Consider the following 12,577-nt stretch of genomic DNA (forward strand, 5'->3'; position numbering starts at 1 on the left):
TCTTGTGGTCATCACAATAGAAAGAACCGTAGAAAAATAGCAACAGTTCGATTTTTAACAGTTTAGTATTTTATAAACGTGACAAAATATCTTTGGCGGAGGTTATAAATGAGAGAAAAATACGAAAGCCTGTCCCTGGCAGTCTTAAAAGAACTTGCAAAAAGCAGAGGGCTGAAGGGAATTTCAACTCTGAAAAAAGCAGCACTTGTGGAACGCATGCTGCAGGAAGATGAGAAGGAAGCACAGAAGGCGCATGCCGGGGAAGCAGAACATGATGCTGAAAAAAAATCGGAAGCAGACAAGCATTCAGAGAGTGTAAAGCATACGCAGACAGAACACAAATCTGAAAAATCGGAGCATGAGAGCAGAAAACGTATTTATGAGCGCAGAGAACGTCCGGAGCGCAGAACTGTGAATGATACCAGAAGTACGAATGATCCGGAAAAACAGTCGGAAGAAGAACTGCCTGAAATCCGTAAGGATGAGGCATCTTTGGACAGCGGAGAGCAGGGAAATGGTATTCTGGAAGTTATGCCGGACGGATACGGATTTATCCGTTGTGAGAATTATCTGCCGGGTGACAATGATGTATATGTGGCTCCTTCTCAGATTCGTCGTTTCAATCTGAAAACAGGCGATATTGTCTGTGGTAATAAACGAATCAAATCCCAGGGTGAAAAATTTAGTGCTTTGTTGTATATCAACACAGTCAACGGATATCCGCCGTATGAGGCCAGCAGAAGAAAGGCTTTCGAGGATCTGACCCCGATTTTCCCGAATGAGCGTTTGCGTCTTGAAACAACCCCGAAAGAAACAGCTATGCGAATCATGGATCTGATTTCTCCGGTAGGAAAAGGACAGCGTGGTATGATCGTAGCTCAGCCAAAGGCGGGAAAAACCACATTGATGAAAAAAGTGGCGAATGCGGTAAAACATAATAATCCGGATATGCATATGATCATTTTACTTATTGATGAACGTCCGGAGGAAGTTACAGATATTAAAGAGGCGATTGAGGGCGATAATGTAGAAGTCATTTATTCCACGTTTGATGAATTGCCGGAACATCACAAACGGGTGTCTGAGATGGTAATCGAGCGTGCAAAACGTCTGGTAGAGCACGGAAAAGATGTTATGATCCTGTTGGACAGCATTACTCGTCTGGCAAGAGCATATAACCTGGTAGTTCCACCAAGTGGACGTACCTTATCCGGTGGTCTGGATCCTGCAGCACTTCATATGCCAAAACGGTTCTTTGGTGCGGCTCGCAACATGCGTGAAGGAGGAAGTCTGACCATTCTTGCAACAGCACTGGTAGAGACCGGAAGCAAGATGGATGATATGGTATACGAGGAGTTTAAAGGAACCGGTAACATGGAACTGATTCTGGATCGGCGTCTGTCGGAGAAGCGTATCTTTCCGGCTATTGATATTGTAAAATCCGGAACGAGACGTGAAGATCTGCTGCTGGATCAGGATGAGCAGGAAGCAGTCTATATTATGCGGAAAGCGTTCAATGGTATGAAAGCAGATGAGGCCGTAGAAAATATTTTGAATATGTTTGTTCATACGAAGAATAATAAAGAATTTGTGGATCTTGTCAAAAAACGTAAAATTTTCTAAAAAATGCTTGCATTAGATAAAGCTGTATGATACAATTTAAAAGCTGTGTACCGAGAGTGTATCGGTGCAAAAGATTAACAAGTTTATTGTTTTTCATAGACGAGAGTAGAATTACAAAGAAATTTGGTATGCGAGGTGAAATTAATGAGAGAAGGAATCCATCCGGATTATTATCAGGCAACAGTAACCTGTAACTGCGGAAACACATTCGTAACAGGTTCTACAAAGAGCGATATTCACGTAGAGATTTGTTCTAAATGCCATCCATTCTATACAGGACAGCAGAAAGCAGCTCAGGCACGTGGACGTATTGATAAGTTCAACAAGAAATACGGCTTAAAATAATAGTAAGATATGTGTGAAAATCAGGTTGAGGTTGCAAAATCTCAACCTGTTTTGTTAATAGGAAATCGAGGAAATTCTATGCGTTATTCTGGAATTGGCGGTCAGGCCGTCATGGAAGGTGTCATGATGAAGAACAAAAACCGGTATGCGGTGGCAGTCCGTAAGCCGGATCATGAGATTGAAGTCATGACAAAGGAATATAAGGGAATTGTTCCGGGAGAGATATGGCAGAAGATTCCACTGGTACGCGGTGTGTTGAGTTTTATTGATTCACTGGTGCTTGGAATGTCTACTTTGATGTATTCAGCCTCCTTTTTTGAAGATGAGGATGAATCTGAAAAAGTGAAGCAAAAGGACAGCCCGGAGAAAATGAAGGCAAAAGAAAATGCAATGATGGGCGGAACGGTGACACTGTCTGTGATTCTGGCCATTGCGATTTTTATGATTTTGCCATATTACCTGTCGGTATTTTGTTCCCGATTTATTGCGAGCGATATGATTGTCGCGGTGTTGGAAGGCATCCTGCGTCTGGCAATTTTTATCGGATATATAGTAGTAATCTCAAAAATGAAAGAGATTCAGCGGGTGTTCATGTATCATGGTGCAGAACACAAATGCATTAACTGCATAGAACACGGTATGGAACTGAATGTGGAGAATGTACGGAGAAGCTCCAAAGAGCATAAGCGTTGTGGAACAAGCTTTCTGATGTTTGTGGTGATTTTAAGTGTGGTGTTGTTCCTGTTTATCCGTGTGGACTCCCATGTATTACGTCTGGTACTGCGTCTGGCGCTGGTTCCGGTGATTGCAGGTGTGTCCTATGAGTTGCTGCGTGTAGCGGGACGCAGTGACAATCCGGTGATCAATCTGATCAGCAAACCAGGATTGTGGATGCAGGGATTGACGACAAAGGAACCGGATGATGAGATGATAGAGGTCGGTATCGCTTCTGTGGAAGCAGTATTTGACTGGAGAGCGTACATTGCAGAAATCCGTGCGGAAGAAGGCATTTCAGAGGAAATCAATGCTGCTGTAAGTCCAGAAGGCACCGGACAGAAAGTGCAGGAGATGAAGCAATGACATACCGGGAAGCAAGAATGCAGGCGGCAAAGCAACTGGCGGCAGCCGGTGTGGAAAATGAGGCGGCAGAGAGCTGGTTCCTGATGGAAGCTGTGTGCGGGATCAGCCGCAGTTTTTATCTGCTGCATGAACAGGAGGCTATGGATCCGGTACAGGAGCAGGTCTATTTTGCATTGACCAGACAGCGTTGCGGACGTATGCCGTTGCAGTATCTGACCGGTGAACAGGAATTCATGGGATTACCCTTTTGTGTAAATGAGCATGTGTTGATTCCACGACAGGATACTGAGGTGCTGGTGGAAGAAGCGATTCGGGTGATACAGAAAGAAATGCCGGAAGCAGCGGTTCTGGATCTGTGTACCGGTTCCGGCTGTATTGGAATCAGTATTCAGTCTTTCTGTTCAAACACACAGGTGACAGCAGCGGATATTTCAGAGGATGCGTTGAAGGTTGCACAGAAGAACGCAAAAGAGAATCAGGTGCCGGTGAAATTTGTACACAGTGATCTGTTTAAAGAAATCAGTGGCAGCTATGATATGATCGTGTCAAATCCGCCTTATATTCCAAGCAAAGTCATTGAGACACTGATGCCTGAGGTACGTGATCACGAGCCGATAAAAGCACTGGACGGAAAAGAGGACGGTCTGTATTTTTACCGCAGGATTACAGAGGAGAGTGTGGCATATCTGAAACCGGGCGGATATCTGTTGTATGAGATCGGGCATGATCAAGGCGAAGCCGTCAGCAGCTATATGAGAGAAAATGGATTTGATGAGATAGAAGTGATTCGCGATCTGGCGGGACTTGACCGGGTTGTGAGAGGAAGGAGATAAACTATGTTTGACAGACTGGAAGACACACTGGTACGTTTTGAAGAACTGCTCAGTATGCTGAGCGAGCCCGATGTGGCAAATGATCCGAAACGTTTCCAGAAACTGATGAAAGAGCAGGCAGATTTGGCTCCCATCGTAGAAGCATACAAAGAATATAAAGAAAACAAGCAGAACATCGAGGACAGTCTTGCCATGTTGCAGGAGGAGAGCGATGAGGAACTGCGTGAACTTGCCAAAGAAGAACTGGCTGAGTCCAAAGAAAAAGTAGAAGAATTAGAACAGAAATTAAAAATTCTGTTGCTTCCGAAAGATCCGAACGATGACAAGAACGTTATTGTGGAGATACGTGCAGGTGCCGGTGGAGATGAGGCAGCATTGTTTGCAGCAGAAGTTTACCGTATGTATGTTCATTATGCAGAGAGCAAACGCTGGAAAGTTGAAACCATGGATGTGGAGGAAATCGGTATCGGCGGTATGAAGTATGTCAGCTTTATGGTAACCGGTCAGGGTGCATATTCTCTTTTGAAATATGAGAGTGGTGTACATCGTGTACAGCGTGTACCGGAGACTGAGTCCGGTGGACGTATCCACACATCTACGATTACGGTTGCTATTATGCCGGAGGCAGAAGAGGTAGACGTACAGATTGACATGAATGACTGTAAATTTGATGTATTCCGTGCATCAGGAAACGGTGGACAGTGTGTCAATACAACGGACTCTGCCGTTCGTCTGACCCATATTCCGACAGGCATTGTAATCTCTTGTCAGGATGAAAAGTCCCAGTTGAAGAATAAGGACAAAGCATTAAAGGTACTGCGTGCAAAATTGTATGATATGGAATGTCAGAAAGCACACGATGCTGAGGCAGAGGCAAGACGAAGCCAGGTAGGAACCGGAGATCGCTCTGAAAAGATCCGTACCTATAACTTCCCACAGGGACGTGTAACTGATCATCGTATCAAGCTGACGCTGTATCGTCTGGAGTCTATTATGAATGGTGACATTCAGGAGATTATCGATGCATTGATAGCAGCAGATCAGGCAGCAAAACTTGCTAAGATGAATGAGAATTAATTTATCACAGGGTAAAGCCTTTTATCCAGTTTTAGGGCAAAAGTTTTATTGATTATGACGCTGAGTTGGCATCATATAGGGAAAGCTAATATGGTAAATGATGAAAAAGGCTACTTGAAAAACCAAGCACCCTTGTGTATAATCTACTTAGAAAGGTAATCGGATGTGACTCCGATTTGCCCTCTGTTTAATTGAAAATGTATATTAAGAAATAAGCATCCTAAACTTTGTGCGGTAGAGGATGTTTATTTCTTTTTATCGTTATGATTGTCTATGTAAGCCAGAGCCGCGAAAATTACTAGCAATAAAGTGAGAATTTCCATTGTGTTCATAGGGCATCACCCTCCTTTTGAAACTAGAGGGCATCTGATAATCGGAAAATCACATCCTACTTCCAGTTCAATAGTGTGCCAACGATTGCGGATCACATCTTGCTGTAATTCACGCAGACGCTTATCTGTATATTGTTCCATCCAGATCATAAGAATTGTGGGGAATTAATATATAAGAAAAACAGTTGGAGGTGGGAAATTTTGAATATGACGTTATTTTCAGAATTGGGGAAAGCAAATCGGATGTGACTCCGATTTGCCCTTTGCTTGCTTGAAAATGTATATACTAGAATAGAAAATATTTTTGGAAATTATAGTTCAATCTGCATACCAACCTTCAATTGATGTATCATGTCGCCAAGATTACTTTTGAGAATTTTATAAGCATGCCCCCCTGTACAATGCCCGGTGCAGACATATTTAATACCGGCATCTTTTATTTGCCGTATGACGGCATCGATTTCTTCATCAGATTTGTTAAACAAATGAAATCCGCCAATAATACCATACACTCGTTCTGCCGGAAATGTTTTTGCAACTTCATGAATAATATTGCCTACGCCGCCATGACAGCAGCTGTTAAAGATGACCAATCCCTTTTCTGTTCGAAAAACAAGACTCTGTTCATGTGAAAAATTGTCATATATCCATTGATGATGTTCCCGGCGGTACATACGTTCGCGCTTGCCAATCAATTTGAGATTGGGGGTTTTGTGAGGAATCAGATAAACTCCCGGTATAATTTCATAGTCCTCCTCCACATAGGTTATTCTGTCATGGAAATCCGTTAAAATGTGTTTAGGTAATCCAATATATTTGTGAAATATCCGTTTCTTTGAATAACAGTTTTCTTTACAGCCTTTCCGTAAAAAGAATGGGGCGTGGTTGTTTAAATTAAAAAATGTTGCCATTGAATCTGAATGGTCATAATGCGCATGCGACAGTATAGCATAATCTACAGCTTTGATTGATTTTCCAAGTTTATTTGCATTTTGTACAAACAAATTAGATGCACCAGTATCAAGCAGGAAGTTTTTTCCATTATACTCAATATAAATACTCAATCCCCATTCACCTTGAAAATCTCCATCGGCGATATTATCGGATAATACGATTGCTAACATATAAGTCTTCTCCTTAAATCTCAAGTATTATAAAACAGTTATGTGTATGTAGAAACTTTTGAACTCATTTTTCTTGATATTTTCAGTATATCACCCAACAGCAGTAGTTTCCAGACAGAAAGTAAACTTGCATTTTTGCAAGAAATAGTGATAAAATCATGTATAAAAGTGCATAAAGTATGATTCTGGAGGAAAAAAATGGGTGAGTATAATCGTAAAAGTGAAACTGTTCACAGTTGTGTGGATTGTGGCGTAACAAATTGTAATAAAATGGATCGGTTTTATCCTGAATTTTGTCTGACTACCGATATGGATGAGAGATTGCTGGGGGAAGTGATCCGTCTATATGATGACGAAGAAAATAAAAAAGTCACTGTGGCAGCAGCGGGTGTGGAGAGTGATTATTATTGTCAGATGTGTCGCGTGGAGGAGACCATTGAGTTTGCAAAGCGCATCGGAGCAAAGAAAATTGGAATAGCTACCTGTGTGGGGCTGATCCGTGAGACACGAAAACTGACGGATATCTTACGTTATCATGGCTTTGAAGTCTATGGAGTGGCCTGTAAGGCAGGTATCGTGCGCAAAACAGAAGTCGGTATACCGAAAGCCTGTGAAAATACCGGTGTGAACATGTGCAATCCGATTTTACAGGCAAAGATATTGAATGCGGAGCATACAGATCTGAATATTGTAATGGGGCTTTGTGTGGGGCATGACAGTCTGTTTTACAAATATTCAGAAGGACTGACAACTACTTTGGTAGTAAAGGATCGCGTGCTTGGGCACAATCCGGTAGCAGCATTGTATGCAGCAGATGGTTATTATCACGGAAAATTATATCCGGAGAAATAGAAAGAAGGTTTTTAATGTGATTCGACTGGCACAAAACCAGGATTTCAAAGAGATTTTGATGATTTATGCTTATGCCAGAAAATTTATGGCAGAACATGGAAATCCCACGCAGTGGGGCAGTACTTCCCCCCGGGAGGAAGTATTGAGAAATGATATCAGGCAGCAGCAGCTATATGTAATTGAGAATGATGCAAAGGATAAGATCCTGGGAGTATTTGCTCTGATTATCGGGGAAGACCCTACTTATCAGCGGATTGAACAGGGAAGCTGGAAAGATGAGAGTCTCTATGGTACACTTCATCGGGTAGCTTCGGCACCGGGGGCGCATGGTATTCTGGAGCAGGCGCTGGATTTTTCCAGTGGGAAGATTACACATCTGCGGATTGATACCCATGAAGACAATGAAGTGATGCAGCATCTGATTTTGAAAAACGGGTTTGAAAAACGTGGAATTATTTATACAGATGATGGTTCTCCACGTTTTGCCTATGAGAAAACCGATGAAACAAAGGCACTGGGAAATAGTGAGGCAGCCCTGGTGGCAAAAACTGTGATGTCAGAAGATGAAGCAACTGGTTCTATGGTCAGGATTCGAATCGCTACACCGGCAGATGCAAAAGAAATCCTGGACATTTATGCACCTTATATCCGAGAGACAGCAGTCACTTTTGAATATGAAGTACCGACGTTGACGGATTTTACGCAGCGAATGGAGCGTACCTTGGCAAAATATCCGTATCTGGCTGCAGAGCAGGATGGAAGAATTATCGGATATGCTTATGCAGGTCCGCTGCATGATCGATCTGCTTATGACTGGGCGGTGGAAACTTCAATTTATGTCAGGATGGATGTGAAAAGACAGGGCATTGGTGAATTACTGTATGATGCACTGGAAGAATGGTTGAAGAATCAGAATATTGTTTGTGCAAATGCCTGTATCGCATATCCGGATCAGGAACCAGATAAGTATCTGACAAAAGACAGTGTGGCGTTTCATACACGTATGGGTTATCGGATGGTGGGAGAATTTCATCGGTGTGCCTATAAGTTTGACCGATGGTATAATATGGTTTGGATGGAAAAAAGTCTGTGTGACCGTCCGGAACATCCGGAACCGATGATCTGGTTTTCAAAATTGAGAAAAAAAGCAGCGAAAAGACAGGAACCGCAATAAGTTTCCGTAAAAATGTTATCTTGCTGTCTGCTCTTGAATATGCTATACTAATTCAGTGTGAAATTACGTGAAATGCGTCAATTTATAGGATATATGAAAAATCTCATAAGAATGTACTCTCGGAATCTTTCTAAACGAGTCATTTGGAGAAAAATAAAAGGAAGTTTAAAATGAAATTAATTTCATGGAATGTAAATGGCCTGCGTGCCTGTGTACAGAAAGGATTTCTGGATTTCTTTCATGAAGCAGACGCAGATATTTTTTGTGTTCAGGAAACGAAACTCCAGGAAGGACAGATTCAGCTGGAACTGGAGGGTTACGAACAATATTGGAACTATGCAGAGAAGAAAGGTTATTCCGGAACGGCGGTATTTACAAAGAAAATACCGTTATCTGTGCGTTATGGCATCGGTATGGAAGAACATGACCGTGAAGGTCGTGTGATCACACTGGAATATGAAAATTTTTTCTTCGTGACAGTTTATACACCGAACTCTCAGAGTGAACTGGCACGTCTTGATTACCGCATGAAATGGGAAGATGACTTTCTCGCTTATCTGAAATCGCTGGAGGAAACGAAACCGGTGATCTATGCCGGAGATCTGAATGTGGCTCATCAGGAAATCGATCTGAAAAATCCGAAAACCAACCGGAAAAATGCAGGATTTACGGATGAAGAACGCGCAAAATTTTCCAATGTACTGGCAAGTGGTATGATCGATACCTATCGGTATTTTTATCCGGAGCAGACAGGAATTTATTCTTGGTGGTCTTACCGGTTTAAGGCAAGGGAAAAGAATGCCGGATGGAGAATCGATTATTTTATTGTATCGGAGGCATTAAAAGATTTGCTTCAGGATGCGAAGATTCATACGGATATTCTGGGATCAGATCATTGCCCGGTGGAACTTGATATCAGGTTTGAATAGAAGGGAATGCCGGAAGGCAGAATAATAAAATATGGAATGGCAGGAATAGCAGATGGCAAAAGAGCGACAGACAGAGAGAAGACGTTTGGAAGATGAACAAAAACGAAATGCAAGAAAAGAAGTATTCAGTTGGGTGCGGATGTTTGCAACTGTGATTGTAGTTGTGTTTGTGCTGACACATTTTATCATTATCAATGCAAAGGTTCCATCCGGATCTATGGAGAATACGATCATGACACATGACCGGCTCATTGGATTCCGGTTTGCATACTGGTTTGACGAACCACAACGTGGAGATATTATTTTGTTCGAGTATCCGGTGGATGAAAAACAAACTTATATTAAGCGTGTGATCGGACTTCCCGGTGAGACAGTAGAAATCCGTGATGGACATATTTATATTGACGGTTCAGAAAAACCTCTGGAGGAGGATTATCTGAAAGAAACCTGGATCTGGGAGAATGACGGATATACCTTTGAAGTGCCGGAAGGCTGTTATTTTGTCCTGGGAGACAATCGAAATGACTCGGAAGACGGTCGGTTATGGGCAAATGAAGCCATTAAGGAAGGGCTTGCATCCACACCGGAAGAGGCGGAGCAATACAGTTTTGTCCGGAAAGATCAAATTAAAGGAAAAGCAATTTTTAAATATTATTCGAAATTAGCAATTTTAAAATAGGATTACCGTGTTAAAAGACCTAAGTCCACCTGTGCTTGCACAAGGATGGATGCTTTGACACCTAAATCAAAATGGTTGATAAGATACAAGAAGTGAAAGACTGGGAAATGACAGCGTTGGCTGACAGAAAGGAAGAAAAAACAATGGCAGAATCTATGAAAGACTTTGAAAAAGAACTGGAAGAATCCTATAAAGTGATGGGAGACGGAGAGAAAGATACTGATACGCTGCTTGCATGGGAGAAGATTAAAGAACTGTATGCAGAGCAGGCAACACTGGATGTAACAGTATCCGGTATTGTAAATAAAGGTGTGATTGCTCTGGTAGAAGGAATCCGCGGATTCATTCCGGCATCCCGCCTGAGCCTGAGCCATGTGGATGACCTGAATCCGTGGCTCGGAAGAGAACTGAAAGTACGCATTATTACTGCAGATGCAGAGAATGACAAGCTTGTATTATCTGCAAGAGAGATTTTAAAGGAAGAGCGCGATGCACAGAAAAAACTCAAAGTAGCAGAGATTAAAGAAGGTGAAGTACTCACAGGAAAAGTTGAGACCATCAAAGATTACGGTGCATTTGTAGATCTCGGAGACGGCGTATCCGGTCTGGTGCATATTTCCCAGATTTCTCTGGATCGTATTAAGCATCCGTCTGTTGTTCTGAAAGAGGGACAGGAAGTACAGGTGAAAGTCATCGGAAACAAAGATGGAAAAATCAGCCTGAGCATGAAGGCACTTCTTCAGGAAAAAGAAGAAGAGGAAGAAGTTCAGGTAGAAATTCCGGAAACTGAAGAAATTGGAACTTCTATGGGAGATTTGTTAAAAAATTTCAAGTTTCAGTAATCGGTGAAGAATACCTGTGATGCGGATGTGATCATAAGAATACCTGTGACTGTACACTATTTGCAGAGCAGGGAACGTCCGTTTATGCTAAGAGAAAATTGAGGAAAGTTGGAGGTTACTCATGGCGGCGAATAAGCTTGTGCGTGAACCTGGAAAATATTTTGACTGTACATCGATGCATGGTAAATGGTGTACGATCACACTGGTGGGTCAGGATGTGGGATATGCCCGTGTCGGAATTATTTCTTCCGGCAAGGATTATATTCTGTTTCAGTTCCGGGATAAAATGGGGCTGGTAGCAAAGGCATATGTCAAACATATCGTGGAGATCAAAATGAATGAACGGAAGCTGAAGAAGGAACAGGAACTGGTAGTTCGTGATTGGGAAGACGGAGTGAATCCGTTTACTTATTTTCTTGATAAGCGGTGCGATATTCATATACACCAGACCAGGCTGTTTGAAGCCAGTCCGGGATTCTTTCGGGCAAAAATCATGTTTGTCGGAGAAAATATCATTCGTATCCGGGAAAACAGCAAAGATTACAATCTGAACCAGTTTATGATCTGTGGGATGATGGAGAGTTGAGAGGGTAAGAATAATGGAAAAAGAAAATAAAACAGGCATTCAGGAATTAAAAAATGAGGCTGTTGAGGAAGCGATGAAAGCCTTTCTGGCAGATAAAACAAACCAGACAATGGCAAATTTAATGGCAGTTATGCGTGATGCCAGATTTCTTGTGCCGGCAGATTTTCCACCTGATGTAAAAAAACAAGTGATTGAAAAGGCAAAACGTGGCGAAAAAGTCGATACCAAGATAGCACCGCGTATGCTTCCGATCATTGTACAGAATCAGAATGGGGAGCACTTTGCACCGGCATATACATCCATAGAACAGATGAAAACAAATGCCAAATATCCGGCAATTCTGAATGTGACCATTGATGAACTGCTTCGTATCGGTTCTGCACCGCAGTTGAATCTGAAAGGTATTATCCTGAATCCGGATACGGACAAGATGATCCTGCATCCGAAATTTATTGATGCGATGAAACAGGTGAAGGCAGCACAGACGCAGCCGCAGCCAAAGCCAGGTGTGCAGGGACAGGAAAAAGATATTAAAATGAGTCGTGCCCAGTTCGAATTATTTGCCCGCAGAACATGCGAGTGGGGAATTATTCCAGGGGCTGTACATAAAGAAAAAGCAGAGTTTATGAAGAAACTCGAAGAACAGCAGGGCCGGTTTATGGCGGCGTTATACCGTCAGCCGTACGGGGACAAAATTCCTTTTCCGTATTCCGAGAAGGATTTCGATATCATGATTCTGGATATTGATGAGGAGACCTGTGTGGCAAGTATTGAGCTTCCGAAGCAGAATCTTGCTCCGCATATGGCTGCTTCTATGTATATCGTATGGAATCCGAAGAATGATGAAATGCATTATTTTACCATCGAGCAAAGACCGCAGGGCGAAGAGAATGTTCTGTGCGGATTTGGTGAGAACGGAAAACGTGAGGAACTGCAGACTGCACCGGCAGCCGGAAATGAAATTTCTGCAGTGCTGGATCTTGTACGTGAAGAGAAAGAAGAAGCGTAAATTTAGAATCATATGTCATGTGTTTCATGACGCGTATCTTACAATGAGAATGTTTTTCAGCATTCCTGAAAAAAGCATAGACAGTTCGTTTG

13 protein-coding genes are annotated in these 12,577 nt (G+C 42.4%); 12 read left to right on the forward strand and 1 reads right to left on the reverse strand.

Features of this window, described 5'->3' with window-relative positions:
• Positions 1 to 108 precede the first annotated feature (108 nt).
• The 5 genes from rho (at position 109) to prfA (ending at position 4,958) form a co-directional block, all read left to right on the forward strand.
• Positions 109 to 1,623, forward strand: a complete 1,515-nt coding sequence (rho, locus tag ACIRUQ_RS04420) for a transcription termination factor Rho (RefSeq protein ID WP_021739750.1) — start codon at positions 109 to 111, stop codon at positions 1,621 to 1,623.
• Positions 1,624 to 1,767: 144 nt separating this feature from the next.
• Positions 1,768 to 1,968, forward strand: a complete 201-nt coding sequence (rpmE, locus tag ACIRUQ_RS04425) for a 50S ribosomal protein L31 (RefSeq protein WP_021739751.1) — start codon at positions 1,768 to 1,770, stop codon at positions 1,966 to 1,968.
• Between the two features lie 78 nt (positions 1,969 to 2,046).
• A complete protein-coding gene (locus tag ACIRUQ_RS04430; RefSeq protein WP_055288869.1) occupies positions 2,047 to 3,048 on the forward strand; it encodes a DUF1385 domain-containing protein in 1,002 nt (333 codons plus the stop codon).
• Complete coding sequence (gene prmC, locus ACIRUQ_RS04435; protein WP_055288866.1) at positions 3,045 to 3,881, forward strand: peptide chain release factor N(5)-glutamine methyltransferase; 837 nt, start codon at positions 3,045 to 3,047, stop codon at positions 3,879 to 3,881. Before ACIRUQ_RS04430 ends, prmC begins: the two co-directional genes overlap by 4 nt.
• Before the next feature lie 3 nt (positions 3,882 to 3,884).
• Positions 3,885 to 4,958 carry a peptide chain release factor 1 gene (gene prfA / locus ACIRUQ_RS04440; protein ID WP_021739754.1) on the forward strand — a complete coding sequence of 358 codons (1,074 nt, stop codon included), beginning with the start codon at positions 3,885 to 3,887 and terminating at the stop codon, positions 4,956 to 4,958.
• Positions 4,959 to 5,601: 643 nt separating this feature from the next.
• Here prfA and ACIRUQ_RS04445 read toward each other — a convergent pair.
• Positions 5,602 to 6,414 (reverse strand): MBL fold metallo-hydrolase, encoded by an 813-nt coding sequence (locus tag ACIRUQ_RS04445; protein WP_055288864.1) that lies wholly within the window; start codon positions 6,412 to 6,414, stop codon positions 5,602 to 5,604.
• A 198-nt stretch (positions 6,415 to 6,612) separates the two neighbouring features.
• On the opposite strand from ACIRUQ_RS04445, the gene ACIRUQ_RS04450 reads away from it, so the two are divergent.
• The 7 genes from ACIRUQ_RS04450 (at position 6,613) to ACIRUQ_RS04480 (ending at position 12,485) form a co-directional block, all read left to right on the forward strand.
• Positions 6,613 to 7,266 (forward strand): DUF1847 domain-containing protein, encoded by a 654-nt coding sequence (locus tag ACIRUQ_RS04450; RefSeq protein WP_021739758.1) that lies wholly within the window; start codon positions 6,613 to 6,615, stop codon positions 7,264 to 7,266.
• Entirely contained in the window at positions 7,220 to 8,440 is a 1,221-nt protein-coding gene (locus ACIRUQ_RS04455) for a GNAT family N-acetyltransferase (RefSeq protein WP_341436954.1), read from the forward strand. The genes ACIRUQ_RS04450 and ACIRUQ_RS04455 overlap by 47 nt, the downstream gene beginning before the upstream one ends.
• A 170-nt stretch (positions 8,441 to 8,610) precedes the next feature.
• Positions 8,611 to 9,369, forward strand: a complete 759-nt coding sequence (locus tag ACIRUQ_RS04460; RefSeq protein WP_055288862.1) for an exodeoxyribonuclease III — start codon at positions 8,611 to 8,613, stop codon at positions 9,367 to 9,369.
• Positions 9,370 to 9,421: 52 nt separating this feature from the next.
• On the forward strand, positions 9,422 to 10,048 hold the full coding sequence (lepB, locus tag ACIRUQ_RS04465) for a signal peptidase I (RefSeq protein WP_055288861.1): 627 nt from the start codon (positions 9,422 to 9,424) through the stop codon (positions 10,046 to 10,048).
• Between the two features lie 71 nt (positions 10,049 to 10,119).
• Positions 10,120 to 10,890, forward strand: a complete 771-nt coding sequence (locus ACIRUQ_RS04470; RefSeq protein ID WP_021739762.1) for a S1 RNA-binding domain-containing protein — start codon at positions 10,120 to 10,122, stop codon at positions 10,888 to 10,890.
• Between the two features lie 121 nt (positions 10,891 to 11,011).
• A complete protein-coding gene (locus tag ACIRUQ_RS04475) occupies positions 11,012 to 11,476 on the forward strand; it encodes a hypothetical protein (protein ID WP_055288859.1) in 465 nt (154 codons plus the stop codon).
• A gap of 13 nt (positions 11,477 to 11,489) precedes the next feature.
• The gene (locus tag ACIRUQ_RS04480) at positions 11,490 to 12,485 is read left to right on the forward strand and encodes an SseB family protein (RefSeq protein WP_022036395.1); all 996 of its coding nucleotides are present in this window, start codon (positions 11,490 to 11,492) and stop codon (positions 12,483 to 12,485) included.
• Positions 12,486 to 12,577: the final 92 nt, after the last annotated feature.

It is taken from the genome of Eubacterium ramulus (genome assembly GCF_045002895.1).
Taxonomy (GTDB): domain Bacteria; phylum Bacillota; class Clostridia; order Lachnospirales; family Lachnospiraceae; genus Eubacterium_I; species Eubacterium_I ramulus.